The sequence below is a fragment of the Oligoflexus sp. genome, from assembly GCF_035638955.1.
Taxonomy (GTDB): Bacteria; Bdellovibrionota_B; Oligoflexia; order Oligoflexales; family Oligoflexaceae; genus Oligoflexus.
Map to the genome: position 1 here is coordinate 88,631 of NZ_DASQYZ010000500.1, position 26,843 is coordinate 115,473.

General features: G+C 52.6%; 29 protein-coding genes. 17 read left to right on the forward strand and 12 right to left on the reverse strand.

Going from position 1 to position 26,843, the window contains the following annotated elements:
* Positions 1-112: 112 nt before the first annotated feature.
* From VE954_RS41515 to VE954_RS41525, 3 genes are all read left to right on the forward strand, one after another.
* Positions 113-985, forward strand: coding sequence for a hypothetical protein (locus VE954_RS41515; protein WP_324964343.1), 873 nt, complete (start codon positions 113-115; stop codon positions 983-985).
* Positions 986-1,080: 95 nt separating this feature from the next.
* Positions 1,081-1,632 (forward strand): hypothetical protein, encoded by a 552-nt coding sequence (locus VE954_RS41520; protein WP_324964344.1) that lies wholly within the window; start codon positions 1,081-1,083, stop codon positions 1,630-1,632.
* A gap of 67 nt (positions 1,633-1,699) precedes the next feature.
* A complete protein-coding gene (locus VE954_RS41525; protein ID WP_324964347.1) occupies positions 1,700-2,674 on the forward strand; it encodes an adenosine kinase in 975 nt (324 codons plus the stop codon).
* 10 nt (positions 2,675-2,684) lie between these two features.
* On the opposite strand, the gene VE954_RS41530 is transcribed toward VE954_RS41525, so the two are convergent.
* Complete coding sequence (locus VE954_RS41530; protein WP_324964349.1) at positions 2,685-2,975, reverse strand: hypothetical protein; 291 nt, start codon at positions 2,973-2,975, stop codon at positions 2,685-2,687.
* Positions 2,976-3,164: 189 nt separating this feature from the next.
* Between VE954_RS41530 and lepB the strand changes: the two genes are divergently transcribed.
* Together lepB and VE954_RS41540 are read left to right on the forward strand one after the other, a co-directional pair.
* Positions 3,165-3,911 (forward strand): signal peptidase I, encoded by a 747-nt coding sequence (gene lepB, locus VE954_RS41535; protein WP_324964351.1) that lies wholly within the window; start codon positions 3,165-3,167, stop codon positions 3,909-3,911.
* Between the two features lie 114 nt (positions 3,912-4,025).
* Positions 4,026-4,334 (forward strand): hypothetical protein, encoded by a 309-nt coding sequence (locus VE954_RS41540; RefSeq protein WP_324964353.1) that lies wholly within the window; start codon positions 4,026-4,028, stop codon positions 4,332-4,334.
* Between the two features lie 92 nt (positions 4,335-4,426).
* Here the strand turns inward: VE954_RS41540 and VE954_RS41545 are convergent, their stop codons facing one another.
* On the reverse strand, positions 4,427-4,651 hold the full coding sequence (locus VE954_RS41545) for a hypothetical protein (RefSeq protein ID WP_324964355.1): 225 nt from the start codon (positions 4,649-4,651) through the stop codon (positions 4,427-4,429).
* A gap of 110 nt (positions 4,652-4,761) precedes the next feature.
* Here VE954_RS41545 and VE954_RS41550 point away from each other — a divergent pair, with 110 nt between their 5' ends.
* Positions 4,762-5,436: a hypothetical protein gene (locus VE954_RS41550; protein WP_324964357.1), complete on the forward strand. Its 675-nt coding sequence runs from the start codon at positions 4,762-4,764 to the stop codon at positions 5,434-5,436.
* 173 nt (positions 5,437-5,609) lie between these two features.
* On the opposite strand, the gene VE954_RS41555 is transcribed toward VE954_RS41550, so the two are convergent.
* Positions 5,610-6,728 carry a hypothetical protein gene (locus VE954_RS41555; RefSeq protein WP_324964359.1) on the reverse strand — a complete coding sequence of 373 codons (1,119 nt, stop codon included), beginning with the start codon at positions 6,726-6,728 and terminating at the stop codon, positions 5,610-5,612.
* 185 nt (positions 6,729-6,913) lie between these two features.
* Here VE954_RS41555 and VE954_RS41560 point away from each other — a divergent pair, with 185 nt between their 5' ends.
* Together VE954_RS41560 and VE954_RS41565 are read left to right on the forward strand one after the other, a co-directional pair.
* Positions 6,914-8,776, forward strand: coding sequence for an LTA synthase family protein (locus VE954_RS41560; RefSeq protein ID WP_324964361.1), 1,863 nt, complete (start codon positions 6,914-6,916; stop codon positions 8,774-8,776).
* A gap of 32 nt (positions 8,777-8,808) precedes the next feature.
* On the forward strand, positions 8,809-9,879 hold the full coding sequence (locus VE954_RS41565) for an alpha/beta hydrolase (protein WP_324964363.1): 1,071 nt from the start codon (positions 8,809-8,811) through the stop codon (positions 9,877-9,879).
* On the opposite strand, the gene VE954_RS41570 is transcribed toward VE954_RS41565, so the two are convergent.
* Both VE954_RS41570 and VE954_RS41575 read right to left on the reverse strand, forming a co-directional pair.
* Positions 9,854-10,366 (reverse strand): TlpA disulfide reductase family protein, encoded by a 513-nt coding sequence (locus VE954_RS41570; RefSeq protein ID WP_324964365.1) that lies wholly within the window; start codon positions 10,364-10,366, stop codon positions 9,854-9,856. The genes VE954_RS41565 and VE954_RS41570 overlap by 26 nt on opposite strands.
* Positions 10,367-10,372: 6 nt before the next feature.
* Positions 10,373-11,347: a serine/threonine-protein kinase gene (locus VE954_RS41575; protein ID WP_324964367.1), complete on the reverse strand. Its 975-nt coding sequence runs from the start codon at positions 11,345-11,347 to the stop codon at positions 10,373-10,375.
* Between the two features lie 212 nt (positions 11,348-11,559).
* Here VE954_RS41575 and VE954_RS41580 point away from each other — a divergent pair, with 212 nt between their 5' ends.
* Positions 11,560-12,117 carry a hypothetical protein gene (locus tag VE954_RS41580; protein ID WP_324964369.1) on the forward strand — a complete coding sequence of 186 codons (558 nt, stop codon included), beginning with the start codon at positions 11,560-11,562 and terminating at the stop codon, positions 12,115-12,117.
* Here VE954_RS41580 and VE954_RS41585 read toward each other — a convergent pair.
* From VE954_RS41585 to VE954_RS41595, 3 genes are read right to left on the reverse strand one after another with little or no spacing between them, the layout of a single operon-like run.
* The gene (locus VE954_RS41585; protein ID WP_324964371.1) at positions 12,114-13,385 is read right to left on the reverse strand and encodes a glycosyltransferase; all 1,272 of its coding nucleotides are present in this window, start codon (positions 13,383-13,385) and stop codon (positions 12,114-12,116) included. The two genes, VE954_RS41580 and VE954_RS41585, sit on opposite strands and share 4 nt — an antisense overlap.
* Before the next feature lie 2 nt (positions 13,386-13,387).
* Positions 13,388-14,575 carry a glycosyltransferase family 4 protein gene (locus tag VE954_RS41590; protein WP_324964373.1) on the reverse strand — a complete coding sequence of 396 codons (1,188 nt, stop codon included), beginning with the start codon at positions 14,573-14,575 and terminating at the stop codon, positions 13,388-13,390.
* Between the two features lie 17 nt (positions 14,576-14,592).
* Positions 14,593-15,084, reverse strand: a complete 492-nt coding sequence (locus VE954_RS41595; protein WP_324964375.1) for a hypothetical protein — start codon at positions 15,082-15,084, stop codon at positions 14,593-14,595.
* 316 nt (positions 15,085-15,400) lie between these two features.
* Here VE954_RS41595 and VE954_RS41600 point away from each other — a divergent pair, with 316 nt between their 5' ends.
* Together VE954_RS41600 and VE954_RS41605 are read left to right on the forward strand one after the other, a co-directional pair.
* On the forward strand, positions 15,401-17,626 hold the full coding sequence (locus tag VE954_RS41600) for a hypothetical protein (protein ID WP_324964377.1): 2,226 nt from the start codon (positions 15,401-15,403) through the stop codon (positions 17,624-17,626).
* A gap of 30 nt (positions 17,627-17,656) precedes the next feature.
* Positions 17,657-18,364, forward strand: coding sequence for a 4'-phosphopantetheinyl transferase family protein (locus tag VE954_RS41605; protein WP_324964380.1), 708 nt, complete (start codon positions 17,657-17,659; stop codon positions 18,362-18,364).
* Positions 18,365-18,367: 3 nt separating this feature from the next.
* Here the strand turns inward: VE954_RS41605 and VE954_RS41610 are convergent, their stop codons facing one another.
* Positions 18,368-18,796, reverse strand: coding sequence for a response regulator (locus VE954_RS41610; protein WP_324964382.1), 429 nt, complete (start codon positions 18,794-18,796; stop codon positions 18,368-18,370).
* A 146-nt stretch (positions 18,797-18,942) separates the two neighbouring features.
* On the opposite strand from VE954_RS41610, the gene VE954_RS41615 reads away from it, so the two are divergent.
* The 3 genes from VE954_RS41615 to VE954_RS41625 all read left to right on the forward strand — a co-directional run bounded on the left by VE954_RS41615 (position 18,943) and on the right by VE954_RS41625 (position 21,265).
* Entirely contained in the window at positions 18,943-19,635 is a 693-nt protein-coding gene (locus VE954_RS41615; protein WP_324964384.1) for a hypothetical protein, read from the forward strand.
* Between the two features lie 87 nt (positions 19,636-19,722).
* Complete coding sequence (locus VE954_RS41620; RefSeq protein WP_324964386.1) at positions 19,723-20,910, forward strand: sensor histidine kinase; 1,188 nt, start codon at positions 19,723-19,725, stop codon at positions 20,908-20,910.
* 145 nt (positions 20,911-21,055) lie between these two features.
* Entirely contained in the window at positions 21,056-21,265 is a 210-nt protein-coding gene (locus VE954_RS41625; protein ID WP_324964388.1) for a hypothetical protein, read from the forward strand.
* Here VE954_RS41625 and VE954_RS41630 read toward each other — a convergent pair whose 3' ends face one another.
* The gene (locus VE954_RS41630; protein ID WP_324964432.1) at positions 21,266-21,685 is read right to left on the reverse strand and encodes a (deoxy)nucleoside triphosphate pyrophosphohydrolase; all 420 of its coding nucleotides are present in this window, start codon (positions 21,683-21,685) and stop codon (positions 21,266-21,268) included.
* A 100-nt stretch (positions 21,686-21,785) separates the two neighbouring features.
* On the opposite strand from VE954_RS41630, the gene VE954_RS41635 reads away from it, so the two are divergent.
* The 3 genes from VE954_RS41635 to VE954_RS41645 all read left to right on the forward strand — a co-directional run bounded on the left by VE954_RS41635 (position 21,786) and on the right by VE954_RS41645 (position 25,506).
* Complete coding sequence (locus VE954_RS41635; protein WP_324964390.1) at positions 21,786-23,942, forward strand: aminotransferase class V-fold PLP-dependent enzyme; 2,157 nt, start codon at positions 21,786-21,788, stop codon at positions 23,940-23,942.
* A 73-nt stretch (positions 23,943-24,015) separates the two neighbouring features.
* Positions 24,016-24,660 (forward strand): SCO family protein, encoded by a 645-nt coding sequence (locus VE954_RS41640; protein ID WP_324964393.1) that lies wholly within the window; start codon positions 24,016-24,018, stop codon positions 24,658-24,660.
* A gap of 57 nt (positions 24,661-24,717) precedes the next feature.
* Positions 24,718-25,506, forward strand: coding sequence for a hypothetical protein (locus VE954_RS41645; RefSeq protein ID WP_324964395.1), 789 nt, complete (start codon positions 24,718-24,720; stop codon positions 25,504-25,506).
* Here VE954_RS41645 and VE954_RS41650 read toward each other — a convergent pair.
* Both VE954_RS41650 and VE954_RS41655 read right to left on the reverse strand, forming a co-directional pair.
* Complete coding sequence (locus VE954_RS41650) at positions 25,475-26,125, reverse strand: SDR family oxidoreductase (protein WP_324964397.1); 651 nt, start codon at positions 26,123-26,125, stop codon at positions 25,475-25,477. The two genes, VE954_RS41645 and VE954_RS41650, sit on opposite strands and share 32 nt — an antisense overlap.
* A complete protein-coding gene (locus VE954_RS41655; protein WP_324964399.1) occupies positions 26,122-26,817 on the reverse strand; it encodes a hypothetical protein in 696 nt (231 codons plus the stop codon). The genes VE954_RS41650 and VE954_RS41655 overlap by 4 nt, the downstream gene beginning before the upstream one ends.
* Positions 26,818-26,843: the final 26 nt, after the last annotated feature.

Here is a 26,843-nt window from a genome sequence, read left to right on the forward strand (position 1 = left end):
AATTAAATTCAAACCCTTTAAAACTTTCAAAGAAATCGCTGTTGAAACTTAACTTCCGTCTTAGGTGGCCGATAGCAGAAGAGTTAAGAGGAGAGTTTTCAACAGGCGGCGTATGTCGGAAGAAAAACCAAAAAAGAAGCGCTTTGAAGGGCTGATTCAATTCAAGGAAGCCCTCAGACAAACCATTGTATGCCTCCAGGCATCAATGGAAGATCGCTTCGCCAGTTCCCTGCAATCGGAACTGGTGCGCCGACTCGATGAAAACACGGAACAGATGCATCATCTGCTCTTTGCCACCTCGGGCGCTGTGGGTAAAGTCGACGAAACGCAGCAGATGACGGAACAGCACCTGCTGGCCCGTATCTATCAGCAGCAAAGCGAAGACTTACGAACCGAGCTGACCTGCACGCAGTCAGATCCAGCCCATATCACTGTATGGCTCGATCCGGCGGACCCTTTGGTCACCAGTTATTTTTTCCGACTCATTTCGCTGGCCTGCAACGGCACAGTTTCATTTGATTTAAAGGACTGCCTGGCCTGGGGGAGTGTCTTGCGATCGCAGGCCATTCAGGATCAGCAGGCAGCTGAGGCTTTCGTAAAAAATTGCAGCACGCAGTACGGCTTCAGTTGGGACCGCACAGGTATCATGCTGGGCTTTGTCCAGGCCTTGGCGGAGCTGCTGCAAAGCTGCGACAGTATCCATCTCGTGGCCGATGGTTCCTATGTCGGCCTTTTGATCGAAGGCAAGACCAAAGCCAGCGTGCCGCAAAACCTGCAGGCAACCATGGCGAAACTTGCCAGCAGCGACGCCCATACCATTGCCATCAATTGCTCGGCAGATCCAAGCATCAGCACACAATTCGCGATGCTCATGCCGATTCGATTGCAGAGCAAAGCTGTGTGTGCTTCACTTCTCAAGGGATTTGTTGTGCTCAACAACATACGCCGCAAGCCTAATACCCAGAAAAATAAGCTCGCCGGCTAAGCGCAGCACCGCCTCGCAAGCTTGCTCGTGACAGAGATCAGATTTGCGATTATAATTCAACCATATCCAAACATTGCTGAATGAATGGGGCAGCCATGGCATTACCTCAGATCGATGCGGCCACCTGCGCAGTCATTGTCACTTTAAGTCTGTGGATGTGGACCCGACTGAAGCTGCCTGAAGGCTGTCATCATCAGGAAGCGATCCTGCGTCGGCAAAACGTTTACGCGTATTGGGCCTTTGGCATGCTGGTTGGCCTGGAAATACTCGCCGATTCCCTGCCTACCCATCTGTGGCGCGTGTCCATCGGCCCCTTGAGCGGACTGGTATTCCATTTTTTTGCGGTGGCATCCTATCAAACCGAGACCGGTTTCTGGTCGAAGCGCCGGAATCAGTTATTTGGTCTGACCGTGGCCATGGTCCTGAGCCTCGGATCCAGCTTGATCCTGGCGGACACCGCGTTTGTTCCAGTGTTTGCGGCCCTGGCGATTAGCCATCTTTGCCATAAAAAATATGTCCAGACTGTATTTGCCAGCATCAAGGATATTGAAACTCTTCAGGCCAAACTGCTTAAGCAGGAAGCGGCCTACGCCAATCTACGTCACTTTGACTCCATCCCGGTTCGGCAAACCTCACAGCAGGCCTGATCTCCGTTGAACATTCCATTTCCCTGGTCCATATTAGGCTCTTCCATAAAGTCACAGGAGTACTTTCGTGAAGAGCCTCGACGTCGTTTCCATATGCAACGCCCTTGTCGATATCCTCGTGCAAGCGGATGACCGTGATATTGAAAATCTGTCCCTCAACAAAGGCATCATGCATCTTGTCGATGACGCGAAGCAGCTGACAGTGATCGACCATTTCGCTCAAAAACAGCAAACCGTGGAACTCGGCGGTTCTTCGTTGAACGCCATTCGCACCCTGGCCTCCCTTGGCGCTAAAACATCCTTCGCAGGTTCCGTGGGTCGTGATAGTTACGGCCAGCTGATCGATAAGCGTCTCAATGAAATCGGTATTCGCGGCAGTCTGCAGCATGTGGCGGCCCACACGGGTATTTGCTTTATCCTCGTCACGCCCGACGGCGAACGCACGATGAACACCAACCTGGGTGCCAGCTGCCTATTTGATGAAAGCATTGTGCCCGAGCAGGATATCAAGCAGGCGAAGATCTTTCATTTCGCCGGTTATCAATGGGCCAACCCCAGCCAGATCAAAGCCATTCGCCGCGCGCTGGATATCGCCAAGGCGAACGACACCCTGATCTCGTTTGATCTGGCCGATCCTTTCGTGGTGCGCGCCAACCGCGATGCCTTTATTGAAATCATCAAAGACTATGCGGATATCGTCTTCAGCAACCGTGAAGAAACCAAACTGCTGTTTGATTCCACGCCGGAAGCAGCGGCCAATTTCATTACCGATGCCGGCGCGATCGCGGCCATCAAACTTGGTGCCGAAGGCGCTTTGATCGGTCACGGCACGCGTCGCATCGTCGTCAAGCCGGTGCCGACTCAAGTGATCGACACCACGGCTGCGGGTGATATGTTCGCGGCAGGATTTCTCTACGGTATGTGCCAGAACAAGCCGCTGGAAGTCTGCGGACGCATGGCTGCGGAAATGGCCAGTGATGTGATCAGTCGACTGGGAGCCACGGTTTCAAGCGAGGCTCTGAAATCGGTGCAAAAACTCTAAGCTTCGTCCGTTACCAGGGTGTGGGTTTGGTCTTGGGTGGAATGAAGCGCACCAGCTTCGGATCTTCCGGGTAAAAATCCGCACCGCGCACCAGTTTCCAATAAAAGGATTCAGCTTCCTTTTTCTTATTGAACAGCACATAGGATTCGCGAAATTCCTTCAATTCGGCATCGGTGTAGTTGACCGTAATCCGATATTGGCCATTTTGCATAAATTCAAAAGCCACCTTGTTTGCCGTGTAAGCCTCTGCACTTGCGCTGCCCAGCGCCAGGATCATTGCCAGATAAAATGCCCGCATCATGGTCCTCCCGACTCACATGGGAGTTTTATCGGTCGACCGCCGGTCCTTCTAAAATCCGGAGGTAGGCAGAAACTCTCAGGATTCTTTCATGACAAGAGAGGCATCCTGGGGTAAAAGTGATGTCAAGGCTTGCCCCGAAAGCAGCTCGTGATATTCAGCAAAGACCCTTTATGAGGAATCAGGAACTTTATGGCGGAAAATGTAAAGCCTCAGACCAAACCCGGCTTTTGGAGCCCCGAGAATTTGCGCCAACTTGGCATTTTGGTCCTCGCGATTTTTGCTTTTCGTTGGTCTGTCGCTTCCCCCTACCATGTCCCGACGGCTTCCATGGAACCGACGATCAAGGTGGGTGACCGCCTCCTGGCTTTCAAATTGTCTTATGACCTGAAAGTGCCGTTCACGGATATCTCGCTAGTCAAATGGGGTACGCCTCAACGCGGTGATATCATCGTATTCAAATATCCGCAGAACACGGACATTGATTATGTGAAACGCGTCGTGGGCCTGCCCGGCGATCATATTAAGGTCGATAACAATATTCTCTATATCAACGGCGTCGAGCAGAATCGCATCGATGCCAATAACGACAGGGGTATCCTCGAGGATATCACCAACAACCCGGACCAGAAGGACCTTTATAAGGAAAAACTGGGCGAGCTCGAACACTGGGTCATGCAGGACAAGATGACCAGTCCTTATTATGATATAGGCCGCAAGTTTCCGGCGGACGGTGAGGACAAGGTTGTTCCCGAAAACGCTCTCTTCGTGATGGGTGATAACCGGGACAATTCCACGGATTCACGGAGCTGGGGATTTGTTCCTTATACCTACGTACGAGGCAAAGCTCTTTTTGTGCTATGGAGCTGGTATAACGAGGATTCTGAAACGTTCTGGCCGACGGTTCGGTTCAATCGTTTTGGCCACTGGCTGAACTAAGACTTTGATTTATTGGCGCTTTCTGCCTGCCCCCAGGATCGACTCAACCTTGCTCGTTTTTTGCCGAAAGATGTGCAGGGTCGTCAGAAATGGGCAGCAATCGGAGGGCAAATCATGCAGCACCACAGTGAAGCGAATTTTGACGTCATGTTTGCCAAAGAATATTGGACTGGAGACTCCCGCGATGGCCGCCTGGTGAATGGTGATGGATATCACTACTACCAGTTGACCAAGGATGGGAAAATTTTGGAAGCTTTCGAATACTATGAGCGCGATGATGGGACGAGCGTGGTCTCACCTCTGCCTGAAATGCGTAACGTGCACTGGATTCAAGATCTGGGCTTTGATGACCTTGAGGTCCTTGATGTCATCCCCGAATCTGAATTTCAGCAGGTGAAAGAATCAACTTACAAGCATAGCTGATCACGGTTTAAAAAAACTTTCAGCTCAAAAGATCAAGGGCCTGCTTCTCGCAGGCCCTTTGGCTTTTTGCTGCTCAAAGACAGAGTTCAATATCAGTCGTCATCACCGTCATCGATGACGCCGCCGGCTTCCATCTCGCGACGCTCCAACACATGACGATACCAGGATAGAGTCTGGTCAATCAGCCATTGGTTGGCGGCATAGCTTTGCGGTGGAACGATTTCATCGCAGTAATCTCTTAAGTCGACCAGCGACCCCTGGGGATTCACTCGAATCCAGTCTTTCACCGATCTTTTGAAATGATTGACGTCAAACATAAAGTCTTGACCTTTCTCCATCCCAGCTGGATGCTGTTACCCTTAGGCTCGCTTCGGTACGTAGGCAGTTTTCTTGAGGCAATATTTTCCCTCTCTTGGAGGAGCCCATCATGGCGGAATCGATAAACCCCAGACTTCTTTTTGATCTCGATAAAATTTATCGCGGTTCACAATTCGCTGTCAGCGACGTTTTTCAATTGCTTGGAAAACCACTGACCGCGCTTGTGGAATCGATGCTGCGTGACCATGAAGTCACCGATCGCCCTGTCGTCAAGGGCCGGGTATCGCCCCAGGCCGTCCTGGAAGGAGCCGTCTACGTCGCCGAAGGTGCTGAAGTCGGCCCTTTTGCTTATATTCAAGGACCCACCTTTATCGCCGCAGGCGCTGAAGTCAGGCACGGCGCCTTCATTCGAGGCAGCGCCTACATTGGCCCCAAGGCTGTTGTGGGTCATACCACTGAAGTCAAAGGTTCCATCTTCTTCGATCACGCCAAAGCCGGACACTTCGCCTACGTCGGGGATTCCATCCTGGGTTACGACATCAATCTGGGCGCCGGAACAAAGCTCGCCAATTTAAAACTGAAAGGCGACGAGGTCAAGGTTCAGCATCCCAGCGAGCCAACTCGCATCAAATCAGGCCTACGAAAACTGGGGTCTTTGCTGGGGGATCGCGCTCAAACCGGCTGTAACGCCGTCCTGTCACCAGGAACCATACTTCTGCCCGATACAGCCGTCCTGCCCTGCGTGCACTATCATGGCACCCTTTTAAAAGGACTGGCGCGATAATCAAGCGCGTTCGCCCGCTCCTATCAGGATACTCAATAGGCGGCGACACTCAAGATTTATCGCAAGGACGACGGGCTGATCGCTCGGGCGACTCAACCTCGTCATCACGTGTGTGTAGCGGCAGCGGCAGCGGGCGCTGCAGGTGGAAGGGCCATGCAGGTTGGAGTATAAGCTTAAAAAACGAGTTTGCGTAATTCGTCGAGGCGGGCTTTTTCTTCCACCGGCAGATTGATTCCGGCACTTCCCGTATAGCCCAGAGTCACCGACTCTTCATAAAGTTCGAAGGCGCGCTTGGCGAATGAGGCTTTGGGCGCCAGCCGAATCGATTCTTCCAGATACATGCCCGATTCCCCCGCCAGGAGCGACTCACCGATGCTGAGTTCGCAGATTCCCAGTTGGTAATAGGTTTCTGCTTTATCTTTGGCGCTGATGTTGGCTCGCTTCAAATGATCCTTTAGATATTTCGAAGCAAAGATGGTGTTCACCAGACTCATGCGATCGCGATTCACATCCTTCATCAAAGTCCGAGCAAATTCCAAATCACTCTGCTTTTTGGGCCGACTTTTCACCTGCTTCAAACTTTTCTGCCAGGCTTCCAGATCATGTTTCACCGGACCGGGCAAGGGCCGCTTCTGCAGCTCCGCGATGGTTTTGAGCGGACGATCGGCATCACCCTTCACACGGACGGCGAGAACGAGGTAATCCACCAGCGGATCAAAGTGCATCAGCTCTTCCAGACTCAAATCCTGACTCTTGAAGATGCGTTCATACTCGTCGAGAGCGCGATCGAACTGCCGACTTAGAGCCAGGAACTTGGCTTTGCCGAATGTTCCCATGGCATCCAGATCCAAATTCTTCGACAGATCCATGGTAAAGGCTGAGTCCGTGCTGCTGCTGCGACTGGTGTGGCAGCTCAGACAGGTGTCGTACAGCTCTTCAACAAAAAAATGCGCCTGATCATGCAGGCCATCCTTGTATTTCAAAGCGGCCTGGCGGGCATTGCGTTCCAGCTGCAAACTCAAATACGCATGACCCTTTTCATCCTTGGCCGCTAGCGTATTGATCTCTTTCGCATGCTGAGCGATCAGATTCAGGTTCTCTTGTATCGCTTTGTTATTATCCTTGCTGGTGAAGCTGCGGGTATTCAAAGCCAGCGGGAAAATGGTCACGAGAGAAGCATAAACCGCACGCATATGCGGCTTGAAGTCTTCATAATTTTTTTCACCGGATTTGATGCGGAATCCGCTAAGAACAAGAGCAAAGACACTGAGAACGACCAGGCCTGACCGCATAATTGACTCCATGAAACGTATCCTTCGAGCATACCGAAACGCCAGTTCAGCCGCAAGGAACGCTTTTCGCGCCCTGATGCAGCGCGAAATCACGCAGTTTTTCCCAGCCGACTTGAAGAGGACCAGGGATTGCGCTAGCATTCTTCCCCAGTGACGTGGATGCGTCGCAGTTTTGGGGGATGTCATTGCAAACTTTACGCCGTATTTGGATTCAGACTTTGATGCTGCTCGCTCTCTATGAATCCGTCCGTCTTTTGTTTTGGTTGGTCAATCACAGCCAGTTCCAGGGGACCGATGGGAATATTCTGGCCTTGGCTTTCGCCCAGGGCGCCCGCTTTGACCTTGTTGCCATTGTGATAACCAACGCTGTCCTGTTTCTGCTTTATTTCACACCACTCCCGGAACGATGGCGGCGGGGCCAGGAAAAAATTCTGGCCTGGGCTTTCGGCTTGATCAATGGCTGCTTTTTGGCCGTGAACATCGTCGACGTCGAGTACTATCGTTTCACTGGCAAACGCTTCACCCGGGATTCCCTGGCTATCGGCCAGGATCTGCTGGCTCAGGCGGGACAAATTGCCGTTTACTACTGGTACTACACGCTCCTGATCCTGGCCCTTACCGCAGGTCTCATCTGGTTTTCGCTTAAAAATTTGCGTCGTGTGCACCGTGATTCCAAAGTTTCTCTCGCCGTGGGCCTAATTTTATTGTTGGCTTCGTGCGTGCTTGGTGGCCGGGGCGGCTGGCAGCATAAACCCCTGATTCCAGCGCAGGCCTATGCGGGTGAAACCGGAAAACTCGGCATTCTGATCTTGAACAGTTCCTTTACCCTGCTCAAATCTTCCGACGAAGCCTTTCTCCATGCCGTGCAGTATATGCCAGACAACGCGGCGCGCGCGATGGTCGCGGCAAGGAATGAGGGACCCGTGATCCCGCTGCCCCGGAAACCCAAAAACGTCGTGCTGGTGATACTGGAAAGCTTCGGCAAGGAATATGTTTTACCTCCTGAAGGCCATCCCACATACGCCCCTTTTCTTAAGAGTCTTGCCGAAAAAGGCAGCTCCTTTCCAAACGCGTACGCCAATGGACGTCGCTCGATCGATGCCCTGCCTTCGATTTTCGCCGGCATCCCGGCCTGGATGGAAGCCGCTTTCATCACCTCGCCGTATCAAACCAACCGCGTGCAGGGTTATCCGGAAATCCTTCGCAAAAACGGTGTGCACACCCAGTTTTTTCACGGCGGTGAAAACGGGACCATGTTCTTCGATGTGATGGCGGATCGCTTCGGTTTTGAACAGTATATTGGCGAAAAGGAATATCCCGACCCCAAGGATCACGATGGCCGTTGGGGCATCTTCGACGAACCCTTCATGCACTATGCCGCCCAACGCATGGGTGGTGACGGACGACCGTTCTTCGCCAGCGTTTTTACCCTGACCTCGCATCACCCTTACACCATCCCGCCCCAGCACAAGGATCGTTTTCCTAAAGGCCAACTCGAAATTCATGAAAGTCTGGGTTACACCGACCTTGCCTTGCAAAAATTTTACGAGACCGCGCGGCAGCAGCCGTGGTTCGCCGATACCTTGTTTATTTTCACAGCCGATCACACCCAAAAAAGTCAGTTCCCCGAGTATGAAACCGCCCCCGGGCGTTACCGCGTGCCCCTGATCTTCATCATGAACGACCAGCCCTTGCCGTTCGCGGATCTCGATCGACCCGTGCAGCATATGGACATCATGCCGACGGTGCTCGACGCTGTCGGGATCCAGGCTCCAGCTCACAGTCGCTTTGGCAGCAGCTTGCTGCAGAATACGTCGCGTCCTGGCGTGGTGCTCCAGGAGGGGCCCAGTTTCGTCCTGGTGGGTGTCGATAGGCTGCTGATGTGGAATGTTCAAACCGATGAAAAGGCCCGCTACGATTGGCCTCAGGATACCCTCTTGAAGGTTAAACAGATGTTCACTCCGGAAATGGATCAAGATTTGCTTTACGTAAGGGCGCAGATGCAGTGTTTTAACAATGGGATGGTGCAAAATACGCTGGTCTGGTAAAACCGAATCAATATCCACACAAGGGCAGAACCATGTTGAAATTCTTTGAAGGCAATACCCTCATCCAGAATGTTTCCAACTGGGGCGCTGCAGCTCTGGAGCAAGCCCGGGGCTTTGACGTCAATTGGTCCGACCTCGGTCGACTGAAGAATAGCTGGCAGGATTCCACCTTCGAAGCCAAGGTCAAAGCCGGTGAATCCCTGTACCACGCCTGCATTAAGGCGGCGCGTCGGGTCATTGGAGCCGAGTTGCATGAAGTTGAGTTGTCCGACGGTGTTGTACACTACTGGACAACCAATAAGCCCAATCGCGAAACGGTTCTCTTCCTGCATGGTTTCGCCGACAGTAAGGATAGTGTGTATTCGCTGGCGATTCATCTCTTTAAAGAGTTCAACGTCATGGCGATTGATCTGCCGGGTTTTGGCCAAAGCTTTGCCAATCCCGAGCTGGCCTATGACACGCACGCTTACGGTCGTTGGCTGGATGAATTTGTGACCAAAAGCGGCATGGGTCCGGTGCATGTCGTTGGCAACTCGCTGGGTGGTGCGATGGCCCTGAAATTAGCCCTGGTGCGACCCGATGTTGTGAAATCCATTACGCTCCTCAACACCGCCGGCCTCATCGACCTTGAGCATGAATCGCTCTATGACGAAATCATCCGCGGTGAGAATATATTTCAGGTCAAAACCATCGAGGAATTTGAAAAATTCTGGTCGAAGGTTTTCCACCGGCAGCCCTTCCTGCCCCCGTTCGGCAAAGAATTCATATTCCAGCGTTTCCGTCAGAACCATGACTGGTATGGCGAGCTCGTGAAGCGCAACTTCGGTGGTTATAGTGATAAAAACGATCCGGGTTTCTTCGACCTCTTTATGAACAAGAACCTGGAGCGCATTGAAATACCGACCCTGATCGTCTGGGGCGATCGCGATCAGCTTTTCCCCGTGGCCTATGGCGCCAAGGGTCATACACTCATGAAAAATTCCCGCTTTGTGGTGCTGAAAGATGTCGGCCACGCGCCGCAGGTGGAAGCGCCACGCATGGTGGCTCGTCACCTGAAAAGCTTTATCCGCGAGCTGCCTAAAGCAGCGCCAGGTAACTCTTAATCCAAAGGCCGACGGTTGTGGTGTAGCCACTCCAGGCTTTCACAATCCGTCCCTGCGTATCGATGATCAGGTAGGAAGGATAGGCCCCAATCTGCAGGGCCGCTTCCTCCGGTCCACGCCCCATCAGGACTGGCACCCGCAGACCCACGTCCTGCACAAAATTTTCCACCTCATTCGGATGTTCCCAGCTTAAGGCTAAAGCGGCTTTTTGAAAACGATCCGGCAATCGTTCAATATTAGTTCCACTGGCGCGGCAAACGCCACACCAGGGCGCAAAGATATAAATCACTGTATATTTTTCAGGACTCCAAAGGCTGCGCGTGGTCCCCTCCACAGTCGGTAACGACAGGGTGCGCAAGGATTCCGGCAAAACGCCTCGGGTGATATTGCGCGATTGCCAATATTCCACCACATAGGCCAGCACAAGAAATGCAAAAATGTTCACTATCCAGCTTTTCAGCTTCTTCCGATCCATTTTCAAAGGCATGGGGGGTCAATTTCCTTTGGCAAGGAGCTGGATATCCTCTATCGAATAGGGTTTATAACCCTGATAGATATCCTGATCTCGATGTTTCTGCGAATCTTTGGTTTGAAACTGTCCGTCTTTCAAGAACTGACGAACGGCTCCATAGGGATCCTGAATACCAAATTTTAGCAGAAGGTGCTTAATATAGCTGGAAGCTTTTTCAATGCTGCTTATCCGGCGTGTCAGCAATGGATCGAGAGTTTGTTCCAGAAACATATTGAGCGCGAGCCGCAGGTTTTCGTCGGTACATTTGATGATCCCGGCGCGCAAGTTACGCATGGCGTGGATCACCTGCACCCGGTGGGTTTTGGCATCCATTTCGGGAATAATCTTTTGACCTTCCACCATTTCAAAAATCAAAAGACCCATCACATAAATGTCTGACGCGGCAACCACGGCGTCGGCACTGAGATGTTCGGGCGAATAGTAGCCCGGGGTGCCAATCATCACGTTTTTATAGGATTCGAGGTGCGAATCCAGGACGAGGCTGAAATCGGCCAGGTAAACCTTGCCACTGCGTTCCACCATAATGTTGGACGCCGAGAGATCGGCATGAATCAGATCATGCAAGTGCAGGCCATCCAGCCCCTGGGCAAACTGCCAGGCAATGGCAAGACTGACCAGCGGGGGCAGTCGACCATAATGTCGAAGCACCTGGCGCAGAGTCCAGCCGTCAATCCATTGGGTGACCATATAGTAAACGGGCGGATTATAGCAGCCGTCCATGTACCGCACGAGATGCGGATGATTCACACGCTGCTGCATCATCAGTTCGCGGTGAAAGACACCGGTAAACATCGGATCCTGACGTAAGCGATCATGCAGGACCTTGACCGCCACCAGGGTTTGGTTGCGCGTGTCGAGAGCCTTGTAAACCCGGCCCAGCGAGCCTTCGCCGATCGGCTCCATGAGTTGATAAGGTCCCAACATTCCTTGCAGCATAACCGCTGTGCGCTCCTTGTAACAGTCAGCGCTCTATCGGTTGATTGCAGACCTCTCATGAAAAATTTTAATGCCGTCTGTTTAGGCATCAATTTCATAAGTTTAACCCAGGCCTTTCAGAGCCCGGCTGCGCAAGTCGAAAAGTGAAAATATCAGCCATTTATCAGAGTTGTTCTCAGAGACCAACAAGGTCACACGAAGGAGTTTGTTCCATGGGTCTTTTCAATCGAAAAAATCCCTATGAAAAAGAAGCCTTGGACCTTGAAGCCGCGATGCGCATCAGTCCGGAGCGACCGGATCTAAGACCAAGGCCGACGGCGCCACCCCTGGCAACGGCACCGCAAGCGCCGACCCTGCAGACCCCTGCGCCCATGCCGCCCACTGTTGCCGCCCCAACTCTGCCGGCGCGGAATGGATCCTACGGAATTGAAGATGCCATTAAACTGATGCGTGAGCTGCCTGATAATAAAAAAGAAATGGTGATCAGCATTGTGCAGAAAACCCTGATTTCTGCCAAGATCAACGTCAGCACCATCCTGGATGATGCGGGCCGCAAGATTGATCGTTTGGAACGGAAGAATGAAAAACTGCATCAGGAGATTCGGGAGCTGGAGGAAGCCATCATCCAACGCAAGTTGGAAATGGACACCAATGCGCGTGATATTGAGGAAACGCGTGAAGTGAAGCTCAGTTTTGAAAGCACGAAGCGTCCCGTCCTCGACGAAAGCTTCGTGCCTGCGCCTTACATTCCTGAGCAAAAAGCCGGTTAAAGCCTTGGCTTTTCACCCTGCCCTAGCACCCAATAAAGAATCTGGCTCGTCAGCCCGGCCTTGCCATCCCAGGTCAAGGCATCCCGGGCAAAAGCCTGCCCCTTGCGGCTGAGTTCGAGCAAGCGAGCCCGATCCTGTTCCAATTGCATTAAAGTCTTCTGAATAAAAGCCACCGTTTGGGCTTCATCGCTCAAGGGAATTTTATAACCTATGGCCTCGTGCACGATATCACCCGGACCGCCGTAATCAGCCACCATGGGGACTGCGCCGGTCGCCAGCGCTTCGAACACCACGCCGCCTCCAAACTCACGGATCGAAGGGAAAACCAGGACATCCGCTTTAACAAAATGCTGCAACGTCACCTCATGACTTACCATACCGGTGAAAGTCACAAAGGCTGACACACCCAATGCTTTGACCAATTCTTCCAATGCGGCTCTTTCGGTTCCATCACCGACAATCGTCATATGCGCTCGACCGGACCGCAAGAGTTCGGCCGAACCCTTGATGGCCAAATCACAGGCTTTATAAGGCACAAGGCGCCCAGCAAAGAGCAGGTGCAGGGGGCGACTGGTATCCGCCATGGCCCGCCGGAGCTGAATCATATCCGGGGTGATGCCATTCTCGGGAATAAAGAACACCTTGTCCTTATAGGCCGCAAATTCTGAGCAGGTTTGCGATGAACCGCCGATAATAGCCCGCGCCTCGCGATAGGTGGATCGCGCATAGGGCATCAGGTGATAAAGCCTGCGCAGATTGGAGATCCATTCCTTCTGCTTCTGAGCCTGCTCATAACCGGCAGGAAAAGGCAGGCCGCCGTTGATAGGGCCGATCACAAAAGGCACCTTCCATTTTTTCGTCCAGCGCGCCCAGGGGCTCGGCAGCACGGGCGCAACCGGCGTCACGCGCAGAACACAATCAAAGGTGTTTTGCTCCACCAAACCCTTAAGCTGCCGCCAGGCCAGCCATTCAAAGATCAGATAGAAGGGCAAACGCACAGCCGTAAGAGCCTGACTGCCGAAGTCGCCTTTGAAAATCGTTTCGAAGATCCAGTAATAGACCCGGTCGAGCCAACCTAGATCGATGTAGGTGATATCAGCAAAGGGGCCATTCCGCTTGTCATGAGCCGGTTTGTTGCGAATATGGGTGACCAGATGCACCCGATGGCGGCGAGCCAGGGCTTCTGTATGCCGGTAACCCACCAAGGGCACGCTGATCCAGTCGGGGTTATTTTGCTCACTTAAAATAAGAATACGCAGGGGTTTCATGATCAACCTTTGGCGAGGATCGCCTTGTGAAGTTCCGTCGCAAAATGCTCGGCAGAAAACTCGTTGATGGCCGTCTCTCGCGCCGCCTGAGCGAGCGCGCGACGCAAATCGCAATCGGCGCCGATTTTTAACATGGCCTGAGCCAGACCGGTGACGTCCCTCTGTTGAACGAGGATACCGTTAACTCCGGTCTGAATCATCTCCGGAGTCCCGCCAATGATCGAAGCAATCACCGGCAGTTGACAGGCCATGGCTTCCATGACGGAAACGGGAGCGGCTTCGCCAAAGCCAATGCTCGGCAGGACAAAACAATCGGCATCATGCAGGAACTGTAAAACTTCATGCTCCCCTGCCGTTCCTACCATGCGAACATTGGACTGCAGTTCCAAAAGAATCACTTCTTTTTCCAGAATCGCACGTTCTTCACCATCACCGACGATGGTATAGGTGGCGTTCAGGCCCGAACTCAGAGCCAGTTTCAAGGCGCGGATGGCATAGATATGACCTTTGCACTCCGCAAGGCGGGCAACCGTGATGAGTTTTAAAATTCCCGGCTTGCCGACCCGTGCTGGACCGGGTCGGAATTTTTTAACATCGACGCCCATGCGAATCACCGGGAGGCGCCTGGGGTCGAGTCCACAGACGTCCTGCACCTGCTTCTGTAGGGCGAAGGTTACGCAGGCCACAAAACGGGCCCGGGCAAACTTGGATCGATGTCCCTGTCCATAGACAGGTAAATCACCATGCAGAGTCAGGCTGTAAGGCAAATCTCCGGCCTGATCCGCCAGAGCCAGCAGATGAGCGACATCCGCACAGCTGTGGCCGTGAATGTGCTCCAGCTTCTCTTCGCGGGCCAGGAGAATCAGATCAGCCGCACAGAGCATGAGACCAAGCAAACGCAGCCTGATTCTTAGGTTGGCGTCCTCAATATTAACTATATAGCGAAGCATGCTAAGCGTGAGTTGAGGTCGACTCATAAGAAAGAACAGAGCTTTAAAAAACTGAGGTGGGAAAATATAGCGCGTTTCAGCCAGGGCCTCAGGACCAAACGCATGCCGGCTGAGCATCTGCGGCCGACGCGTCGAAAGCAGGAGGAGATCCGCATCCAGCTTTCGCAGGACGCAGATTTCACGCCAGAAAAAGATATGAGTTTGGCCCGGGAATTCCGGAACGAGATAACCGATGCGCATCGCGGCTCCGCTCAGGATCAGATATCAAAACCGATGCCGGCTTGGACCTGACCGTTTTCAGACTTATCGACATTGTAAGCCGCATAACCATAAAAATTCGGTTTTCCGATCATAAGCCCCGCCCCGATAAAGGGCCCACCGAGGTCCGCGTTGGCATCTGTGTCGTCACCTACGGCCGCCGAAGTCCAGGCGCCGATCCCGACTTGAACGTAAGGTGCTATGGCCCCTGTGGTGAATCGGTACTTCAAGTTAAGGTCACCCGCCAGCGCCAGGCCCACGCCGTCATCGTCCTTAACCGTTTCATCCACATCATCGGTGGCCTTGGCGTCTGCATCCACCCAGCCGATGCCGACTTCAAAATTCCACTGGCTGCCCCAATAAAGAAAATTGACGCCCAAATCAGCGTTCATAGGATTATGATAACCAAGATTCAAGGTCCAGTTCGCGTAGCAGGGGCTGGCCAGACAGAATCCGACCGAGGCCGCGACTCCAAGCAGCTGTTTCTTCATGCTTTCACCCTTTCCCTTTTCATTAAGGTTAATGCATCCCATGCCCTGCGTCATCATTCTTTCCGTTGGGGCAGAATTGCCTCTGCAACCTATGAAAAGCATTATGAAAGCCTCCCCATTGCATTTTTTTCTCAAGATCGACTTCGAAATGCCGATACGGTGGGCTAACAACCTTTCGTATGATATTGGGTCTTAGAGAATTTGCTGAATGCTTGTTTTTCGCTTGAAATTTTATAGAGTTATCTAGTTTTATGCAGGCGAAGGGAAGGCAAATTTCCACTAGGATCTGGGTCGAGACAATTGGGGGAGTCGGCACATGAAGTTTCAGGGAGCCAAGGCCTTACATAAAAGTTTGCTTTTGGGTTTGGGTGCGATCTATCTGCACACAGCCTGTAGCAACTCAAGCTTTCGCAGCACATCCGATCAGGCCACGACCGAAAGCGCGACCAGCGAAGATGCTGAAGCCGCGAATAATAGCGTTGATACGGGTGATACCGGGATTACCACGGCTCCTATCAGCTCGACTGATTTGGAGGTTCTGGCGGTGCTGAAACCGCGTCCGGATTCGCTGTTTGCGCAGTTTCCCACGACTGTGATCAAAGACGCCGAAAGCCGATTCACTTTGGATTTGAAAGGCGCCTCCACGAGCTTTAAACTCAAGAATGAAATTGCCGACGGCAATGAAACGTTTACGCAAGTTAAACGCGATACCAACACCAACCTTTTCACCCAGGGAAATCCCGGCGTAGAGCAGAATGAAGCCAAGCCTCAGTCGGGTAAAAAAGGGGCGGTGGACATTGTCCTTGTGATCGACAATTCAGGCTCGATGAAGGAAGAACAGGCCAACCTATCGGGCAAGCTCAATGAGCTCCTTGTTTCCCTCGCCGATTCCGACTGGCAAATCAATGTCATCAACACGAACGTAGTGGTGGCCAATAACGATATTTTAAATCCCGATCTGGGTGGTCAGGAGACCTGTAACTCAACCTTAATCAAGAAAACTGATGCCAATGCAGCTGATGCTTTTGCGAATGCAGTGAAAGCAGGAACCTCGGGCAGCGGTAATGAAATGGGTATTCGCCAGGCTGTCGTCGGCTTGCGTTGTCCAGGCAAGACAACTCGAACTGGTTCAAGCGTGGCCGTTTTGATTGTCAGCGACGAAGATAACTGCAGTCTCGATGGTCTGGATTGCCCCACAGCAGGCTGGGCCAAAGAAACGTATTTGATCGATTATGTGGAGACCACGTTGAAGCGTGAAGTCGGCAAAAATGCTGGATTCTACGGCATCGTCGCGCCCAGCAAGGCCGAATGTGCAACAGCGGGCAATCCAGCGCCGCAGTATATTCGTCTCTTCAACTATAAGACGACGCCTCCGACGAAAAACTACGGAAATATCTGCGATGCAAGCTATAAAGACACTTTGAATCTGATCTCTGCGAAAATAGCTTTACTGCTTGATAATACCTTTACCCTGGATAAAGAGCCCGCTCCTGGCACACTCACGGTCAGCGTGAAGTCAGCGGCTGGCGTCATCACACCTGTGAATCCTGGCGATTATACTTTGAGTGGCACAAAGGTGCAGTTCAATGCCGGCAAAGAACCTGCTGCCGGCAGCACAGTTCTATTCAAATACCTCATCAATCCCGTGCCGATGTTTACTTCGGTGCCCTTGACCGGGACACCCGCCCCAGGAACATTGATCGTAACCGTAAATGGTACGGCACTGGCCGCTGGAGCCTATACTCTTGTTGATAGAACGTTGACGTTTAATACGCCACCGCCCGCGAATGCGACTGTCAAAGCCGAATATCGTGTGGACGATCCGACCAAACCTTTGTTCGGGGCAGTGACTGTGGCTGGTTCACCTATAGACGCTGTTACGGTGACAGTCAACGGAGTCTCAACCAACGCCTTTACGTATGACAAAGCTACGAAGAAAGTGGAACTTGCAGTGAAGCCACTCGATGGTCAGCAGGTCGTAGTCAGTTACAAGTTCGTCAAGGCGCCCATTCTTACTTATTCAGTGATGGTTGCCACTGGGGCCAAGAATTTCCGTGTGCTTGAGGGCACCACGCAGATCGATGCTACAGTGACTGCAGTCACTCCCAAGGAGACTTCAGTCGCAATTAAGGCAGCGGAACACAAGGCAGACAAAGAATTGACCCTGTCTTATGAACTTCCGGATGGCGCGGAACGCCGCTTCCCACTCGTTGGAACACCTGAGGCAGGTACTCTTAATGTCCAGATGATGGCGGGTAACTGCGTGCTGGGAACGACATTGATAATTGACGAGCTTCGAAACGAAGTCGTTACAACCTGCCCGGTCGCGGAAAGAACGGAATTCATCCTGACATATAAATATAAGGCCCAGGTGAAGTCTTTCACGATTGCCGGCGTACCCAATCCTGAAAAAGGCACCTTTGATGTTTACTACAACGGTAAACCTGAACCCAACTTTACGCGGGCTGGCGCCACGATCACTTTGAATTTTGAGCCAGCGCTTGATTCGAAAGTCGATATCGTTTATACCTTCCCTGAGTAAACGAAGGACGCTGCCTTAACTCGGGAAACTATGAGTATACGCAATCAAGTCCCCATGAGCGTGAATAAGCTTCCTCATGGGGCTTTTCAATGGACCCTCAGTTTCAATAGCGACCAGCTCCAGGCTGACTCATTCCTTGAGGAAGAAGGCCTGGAACTGCCACCTAATCTTCGCTATGCCATCAAAAAACGACAGATCGAATTTCTCTGCGGGCGCCTCTGCGCCAAGAGTTGTATGGAGAGTCTCGGCTACTCCCATCCGCCTCTCATTCCTGCAGGTGAAGATCGGGCTCCGGTGTGGCCCGCTGACCTTGTCGGGTCGATTTCCCATACAGACCGCCTGGCGACAGCCATAGTGGGTCCTGCGGCCCAGATTGAATCCGTGGGCATCGATATTGAACGGGTGATCAAGGAAGCCACGCCGCAGATGATTAAGCATATCTGCTGTGATCTGGAGGAACTCGACGAGATCAGTGATTTACAAAAGATTTCGCGAGAAGAATCTTTGACTCTGATTTTCTCGGGGAAGGAAAGTCTTTATAAGGCTGTCTTTCCTAAGCTGCAGCGGCTCTATGGTTTTCAGGCCGCACGCGTGAAATCGTTCGGCAGCAATCGGCTCAAAATCATGCTGGTGACGGATTTAAGCGACACCTTTGAACAAGGCACCAGCTGGGATCTGCACTGCCGGATGCCGTCAGCCAACCTGATCGAAACCATGGTGCTGAAGCCCAAGACCTAAACCTCAAGCTGGTTTGCGCGCCGTCGACCGACCCATGTGATCATTCCAACGGTCCAGATAGTCGATACCTTCACGGACCGAGGCCCTGAAATCATCGATATTCAAGGGCTTGGGTAAAATAGCCCGGGCGCCGAGGCTGAAGCAACGATCGGAAATAATCATGGTGCCATTGCCCGTCACCACATAGACCTGAATGCCGAGCTTCAGTTTCATGCATTCACGCAGCACGTCATCCCCAAACATCTGGGGCATATTGATATCCAAAAACACCAAACGAATTTTCTGATTCTTGATCTCGACCAAAGCCTCTTTGGGGTTTTGGAAGGCGAGCGGCAGGACGTCCTTATCACGACTGATGGCCTGATTCATCAAGGAGAGAATCAGGGGATCGTCATCGATTAAGGCAATCTTGTAAGGTTTTTCAATGAACATCGACGCACCTGTAAATTAAGATTCAAGGCTACTTTCGACAGACGATCCAGGAACTTGACTTGCCATGCGGTAAGGTTATATTTTTCGGCAAATCCGCTTGCTTGCTATACCCCGAAGCTGCTAATTCAGTCCCAAGGGAGGCTCGCATGCGTAATTTTCAAATGAAAAAAATGGCTGGACTCGATTGTGTTGTTACGGAAAAACCCGGCAATCAGAAGGCAGTCATTCTTCTGCACGGCTATGGCGCCGATTTTCGTGATCTGGCCTCCCTTGCCGTCGAACTGGACGAGGCCGAGTCCTATGACTGGTTTTTTCCCAACGGTATACTTCCCGTCGCGATTGGACCCCATATGGAAGGCCGCGCCTGGTTTCCCATTGATATGGTGGCCTTGGAGGAATCCATGCGTACAGGCAACCGTCGCCCCTTTGCCGATCGGGTCCCCGATGGCCTGACCCAGGCCAGTGAGATTGTACACAATCTGCTGAGCGAAGTGCAGGCCAGGTACCCCAAGGTGATCCTGGGCGGTTTTAGTCAGGGCGCCATGGTCAGCCTTGACGTCGCTCTGCATAGTTTTCAGAAGCCGGCGGCTTTGGTCCAACTTTCAGGCAGTCTTCTGGCCTTGCCGCGCTGGGAACTCCAATGGGCCCGTCATACAGGTTTGAAAGTCTTCCAGTCGCACGGGCGCGGCGACCCTATTTTACCCTACGCAGCCTCCGAAGATCTGGCTGGGATATTCAAAAAGCATGCTTATGAGCTGGAATTTGTCCATTTTGCCGGCGGCCATGAAATACCCCTGAATGTCATGACGTCTCTCAAGAAATTTATGGCCCAGATGTAGCTACATATTTACTTGTAGCTATCCGCGGGTCTTTGCTCAATCTTCATCCCCGTGTGCCGATAATCCTTGTGGATGAGGATGACTTTTATGAAGTGGAGCCAAAAATCAAGCCTGGGCGCTTACTACACCATGCGCACCCTATGTATATTTCTGGGTGTTTTGGGCTTTTTTACCGTTCTATATTACTGGTTCGATAGCTATCATTGGATGAAATCATCCCACCTTGTGGTCCTGTTCGGAATCAGCGCTCTCATTGTCCTGGGCATAGCCCTTTGGGTGAACAGTCACCTGCTGCTGGTACGCTCCCTGCGGACCTTAAAAAATCGACTCAGCGCCTTTCAGGTGAAAAATATTCTGGAAAAGGAAACCTTCTTCGAAGTCAAACGCGATGCGGTTGGCGAAATCGAGGAATTGGAAAACATGTTTTTCATGTATTTCCGTCAGCTCCAAATCGAACATCGCGAAGCACTGGTGGCGAAGAATAATCTTGCCAGTCTGAATAAGAATCTTGAAAAGGAACTTCTGCTTCGCAAAACGCAGCTTGAGGACCAGATAGCCAAGTCGTTCAACGATCGTAAGATGGCTGCCCTGGGTGAGATGGCGGGCGGCATTGCTCATGAAATTAATAATCCATTGGCGATCCTGGTGGGACGTGCGGCTCAGTTACGAAAATTTGTCAGCACGCTGGACTGTGATCAAAACCAGAGTGAAATGATTTTGAACAGCATTGAAAAAACGATCTTCCGGATTCAGGAAGCTGTCACAGATTTGGAAACCATAGCCAGCAATCCGTCCACTGAGGAAATCAAACTTCTCCAGTTCGGCCGTCTTTTGCAGCGGATGCGTGATCTGAGCATCAACCGTTACGCGCCTCGTGGCATTCGCGTGGACTTTCCCGAGACGTTTGAAGGCACGATTGAAGCCCGCGAAGTGGAGCTGGCTCAGGCCTTTTTATATCTGATTGAAAACGCCTCGGAAGCCGCGCTCCAATCCGAAACGCCATGGTTTCGCGTCGAAGTGCAGGCGATCGATACCAAGATGCTCAGGTTCCGGTTGATCGACAGCGGACCTGGCGTTCCTTTGGACGTGCGCGACAAGATTTTTCAGCCTTTCTTTACGACCAAGGAAGTCGGGCAGGGTCGAGGCGTTGGCCTGAGTTTGGCGATCAGCATCATCGACAGTCATGGCGGGCGTCTTTATTTTGACTTCAGTCAGCCCCAGACGACAGTATGTGTGGAACTTCCTTTCGCAAAGCACAGTCAGCTCGCGGCGTGATCAGCGGCTCGCGGCCTCGCCCAAAGCTCGCGTCTGAACAGACGCGAGCTTTGGTGCCACCTGCCGTCATCTCAAAAATTCAGCTCGCGACATTCACGCTAGTTCTATATAATCCCCCCACACGTACAATCAACAGGAGACAATTATGACAAGAACTCGCGCACTTGTGGAACGCGATCTCGCAACGGCCACCACTCAAATGAAGGCCTTTGAGGCCAAACTTGGCGGCACGCCTGATAAGAAAACTCTGCGTCACGACGCAGGCTGGCGCCGTCTGCGCGCTGTCGTAGACAAGTATAAAAACCAGCTGCACTTCATCGACAAGCGCAATAAAAAGCCTGAACCCAAGGCTTGATCAGGATGACAGCCACCAGCGCGTTTCTTCGAGCTGGGGAAGATGCAGGACCTCGAGGATATCGAGGTCCGCCTCGCAAAACGGCAAGCGCACGAGTTCAGGTAATGTCAGCCAGCGCGCATCACTATGTTCCTTTAATTCGAAGCGACCTCCAAGCAGGGTGCAAAGCACAGGATAAAGCTGAATGCAGCGATCTCCTAAAACAACAGCCCGGGCCCGCAATACACCACGAACGGTGACATCGATTCCCAGTTCCTCCTGCAGTTCCCGGTGCAGACAGTCGAAAACATTTTCTCCAGGTTCCAATTTACCACCTGGAAACTCCCAAAGCCCCGGATCACGCATCTCCGGGGAACGTTGCACAGCCAGATAGAGCGGTCCATCACGCAGGACAGCACAGGCAACAGGCACATTGCGCATACTCAATCAACCCTCCAGATGCATAGCGCGGATGATCGTGGATCTTTTCCGACAAATATGCAAGAAATCTCTGGTGATGAAGGATACGAAGGGGAATCTCATGTTGCAAGGTCCGACGCTGTTTCAGGCCGAGAATCTCGGTGCTTTTCCTAATTTATCAAATTTGGCACGACTGCATTGGCGGCCTGTCAGCGCTCAGAATCGCCCGCCCCGCGCGGCGCCTGAGATTAGCGTCGAAGACAAGCTGCGGTTTTTGCGCGAGCAGAAGATTGGTCGCCTGACCCTTCTGCCCAGCCCTAAACTTTGGCAGGGAGTCGTCGGGGAACAAAGCGGCCCCGCCCTCCGGGCTATGCTGCACCTGGATTATACCGCTTCGGCTCAGGGCCTCGATTTTATCGAGCGCTATATGAACGAGTGCATGACAACCTATGCCAACACTCACACCGAAACGTCAACCACCGGCCGGTATTCGACGTGCCGCCTCCATGAAGCGGTCGAGATCATTCGTCGCCACGTGGGAGCGGGTGCTGAAAGTTTTGTCGTGCCTGCAGGTTATGGTGCCACCGGTGCGATCGAAAAAATTCAGAAAATTTTAGGCCTCTATCTTTCGCCCAAAGGTCAGAAGCTGATTCGTGAGCAACTCGGTCTGGACATCAAACAAGCGCTGGCGGAAAAAGTCGTGGTCTTCGTCGGACCCTACGAACATCACTCCAATGATGTTTCCTGGCAGGATGATGCGCTGTGCACGTTTGTTCGTATCAAAGCCTTGCGCGATGGACCCTGCAGCAACGATGTGGATCTCGAAGACCTTGACCGTCAGCTGGCCAAATATCCGAACCACATGAAAATCGGCTCGTTTTCAGCCGCCTCCAATGTTACCGGTATCAAGAGTCATTTGAAGGAAATCGCCACCGTCCTCCATCGGCATAACGCTCTTTTCTGCGTGGACTATGCAGCCTGTGCTCCGTACGCCGACATCAATATGGAACGCGATGACATCGACGCCATCTTTCTCTCCGTTCATAAAAATCTGGGCGGAGCCAATATTGGTTTTCTGGTGGGACGACGTCACTTTTATGATTTGACGAGCAACCCCAGTTTCGGTGGCGGTGGAACGGTCGCTGCCGTGACGCCATGGGAATATCATTTCCATCCAAGTATCGAGGAACGGGAATCGGCGGGCACGCCTGCGATTCGGCAGACGTGGCAGGCTGCTCTTTCCTTTCAAATCAAGGATTGGGTGGGCAAGGATGCCATTCATCGTCTGGAAAGCCACCTGACCAGGAGCATGCTTGAGTTTTTCACCCATCATCCCAAGCTGGAAATTCTGGGGAATTGCGATCCCGATAAGCGCTACCCTATTTTTTCCTTCCTCGTGCGCCATGGACAACGCAAGCTGCATCACACCTTTGTTGCGGTTCTCTTCAATGATTTCTTTGGTGTGCAGGCTCGGTCGGGCTGCGCCTGTGCCGGCCCCTTTGGGCATGAACTTCTGGGCATTGAACGGGATCTATCCGGCAAGTATGTGGAATTGATTCTCAACATCCTGAACGGCTTCAAGCCGGGCTGGACCCGCATCGGCACGCACTACACCATGAATCGTGCCGAGCTTGATTACACCCGTAAATCCCTCAGCGCCATCGGTTGGTTTGGAGCACTGTTCCTGGATCAGTACCGCTTCGATCCTTACACCGGGGACTGGCAACATAAATTCCCCAATGCCTCGCAACCACGTCTGCATTTGGATGATGCGTTGACTCTGGAGGATCACGAGCACCTGCTGCCCCAACTGCCGGATGACACGTCGCTCGAAGCCTGCTGGGCGGATCAGCTGGAAGAATTTTACCTGCTGGCCTCGGCTCAACTCGCCCGTCTGATTCTTGCCGAAAGTGGGGGACGCTCAGCACAAATCACCATGGATCGCCTGGCGGCGGCGTGTTATCCCCTGATCAAAAGCCAGGTGGAAGAGTACACGACCAACGAAGACGTGTTCCTGCAGGGGCTGGTGCAAACTCTCTGTCCGCTCCTGGTTCCCGCCGGCAAGCAGGTCGAAGACTGTCGGCATGATATTGAGCATCTGCTGCGGGGTCTGCTGTTTTCACCAGAAAAACATATGCACCGTTTTGAAAGTTTTGAAGGCATCGACACCAATCTGCCCTTTTTCTTCGTCGCCAAGGACCATCTGACGAGGCCCATCATCTGGGAAAAAGTGCGCCTGAGCAGCTGCAGCCGTCCTGTGGCATCCTTACCAATTTGAAAGAACGGCCCAAAGACTTCAGCTCGCCTCCGAATCAACCGAAATCATAGGATGATTCGGAGGCTTCATTTTTATGCCCCAAGATCCAGGCCGGCACCGTCCGGCGGATATCTCACTCAAAGCGCTTTTTGTGGCGGGAAGCCTCTGCGTCCTTGCGCTTTGGTGGGCCTGGCCACGCCTCCAGAGCCAGCAAAAGCTGCATGCGGAAATCGCCCAGCTGATCAGCTTCGAACCAAGGCCGTTACCCGATTTCCAACTCGACGGCATACGTGGGCCTTTGCATGTCAATGCCTTGAAAGGCCACTGGACCATCCTTTATTTTGCCTACACACGCTGCGCCGACGAGTGCCTCACGGCTCTCGGGGCGTTGGCCAGTCTGCATCGGCAGATGGCAGCCGCCGGGCAAACGCGCAGTCTGCGTTTTGTTGTGATTTCCGTGGCCGCAGATGATGATGCACTCCGCATTCAGGATTTTGCATCTTCATTTGATCCTAAATTTGAAGCCTATGCCGGAAGCTGGGAGGAAAGGGAAAAACTTTTTCTCTTCTTGGATGCGGACGTCGACGTGGCACCTGAAAAAGGCCCGGGTCAATACGTTCACTCCAATCAGCTTTATCTTATCGATCCGGAAGCGCACTATGTCGCCACCTGGAATCGCATGCCCCCTCGTGAAACTCTCCAGCATGATCTCTGTGGTTTCATCAATTGCCCGCTTTGATCGTTTTCGCTATCATGAACCCACTCGTTCACCGCCAAGGACCAGCGTGAGGTTCCCATGAAGCGCATGCAGCTGTTTGAAGTCGAGGATTTTTCGTGGTTTCCGGATTTCCTCCGGCAGTGCATGACAGCCTACCTCAACGCCCTGCATCGCATCTTTCATACACCGGAATTGCTGGCCCCGCTCCTGCTGCGGCTTCTGCACAAGCATAAAACCCGGCAGATCATGGATCTTTGTTCCGGCAGCGGTGGCGCCATGCCCACGGTCGCCCGCCTCCTGCGCGAGTCCTATCACGAGCCGGTGCAGCTGACGTTATCCGATCTTTATCCGAATAAGACCGTAGCCCAGGCCGTCAATGCCTCGGATCAGACGTGGCTGCGGTATGAAATGAAACCCGTCGATGCCGGACAGGTGACGCAGGATCAACCCGCCGTGCGGACGATGATCTGCTCCTTTCATCACATGCCGCCGCCGGTAGCCAAAAAAATTCTGACCGATGCCTTTCAAAAAAGGCAGCCGCTGTGCATCTTTGAAGTCAGTGACAATTCATCCCCCAAGGCTCTTTGGTGGACCGCATTTCCGGTGGGTATTATCCTGGTCCTGCTCGTCACCCTTTGGGTGAGGCCTATGACTTTCCGCCAGCTGTTCTTCACCTACGTGATTCCCATACTGCCGCTCTGCATTGCCTGGGACGGCGCGGCATCCAATGCACGAACATATTCAGAAAGTGATCTCAGGGACATGCTGAAGGATCTTACGGCACCGGACTATACCTGGGAAATCGGGACGGTCCGGCACAGGAATAATCCAGGCCCTATGCTTTATCTGCTTGGACAGAACGCATAGCCGCATGCCAGCGTTTCAAAACCCAGTCCTGCTGCATTTGATAAACCCAGCCGACCAAGGGCAGGATGCGATTGAACACCAACGTCAAACGGAAGATCAAAGACGGGAAAATAACAGCCTGATCTTTTTCCACCCAGCGTAAAGCCTGTGAAAAGCTTACGATCGAAGCTTTGGTAGCGCCATAGACGGCATAGCCTGGAATCGGCAGATAGCCCATCGCGGACGCGGTGACCACCACTCGAAATGGTTGTCCGGCCGCCAGATCCCGGACCTTTTGAAAGGTGTAAATCGGTGTCATGACATTGGTTGCATAAATGCGCTGCAGCCTTGCCCAGTCGGCGGAACCCAGTTTTTCATAATAGGCGAAGCCGGCATTGGCAAAATAGATATCGATACCGCCCATGGTGGACTGGGCTTTTTGAATCGCGCGATCAGTGCCGTCAGGCGCGCTCAGATCACAGGCCAGCGTTGCGACCTGGGGGCTGGCGGGAATGCCGCTGATGTTCAGATCCACGCCGAGCACGCGGACACCATCCAGTTTTAAAAGTTCGAGAACCAAAGCCCGTCCGATGCCAGAGCCGGCACCTGTCACAACAATTCTTTTCCCAGCCAGATTCATGGAGCCGCCTCAGGAATAATAAGAGGTTCATGAAAGGTCATGCGAAAGTTGGTAATCCGGACTCCGAGCCAGGGTTTCTGCGTCGACAGGTCGGGAAAATACTGACCATCCCCTCGCACCTCGGCAAGCCGGGCACGTCGGCCCCAGCCCCGCGCGCTGAGTCGGGTGAAGTAGACATGTTTTTCCCAGGATTGCATCAGAGTGCTAGGCGCCACCGCACTATGAATGGGAAATGGAATCATGCCCGATTGAATCCGCGCGCGGAAAATTTCGATGCCTTTGAAACGCACACGCCAGATTTCGGATCCATCCTTGTCCTGTTCCACCTGAAATTCCGCCTGATCCTTGGGAATCCCCCAGTTACGCTGACCATTGATGACACTCGAAATCGATGACACAAAGATGCGCGAAATGGAGTGAAGATTTTTGCCATGATACTCAAACTTGCCCGGAATAAATAGGAGTTCATGATGGGGCCCACAATTACTGCTGGTATAATCGACCAGCATAACTGTACCCAGGCCGCCTTTGAAATGAGGCTGCAGATGCGTCAGGATCATGCCCTGTTTGCGAACGAACTCTTCGGAAAAATTATAGACAAAGACATAACCACGTCCCGTGAGGTTCCATGGTGCCGGGATAAATTCCGGACGAGACGCGGATGAAGACGAGCCATAGCCATCTGATTTCATGAATCTATCCTTGCTCCTTATATCTT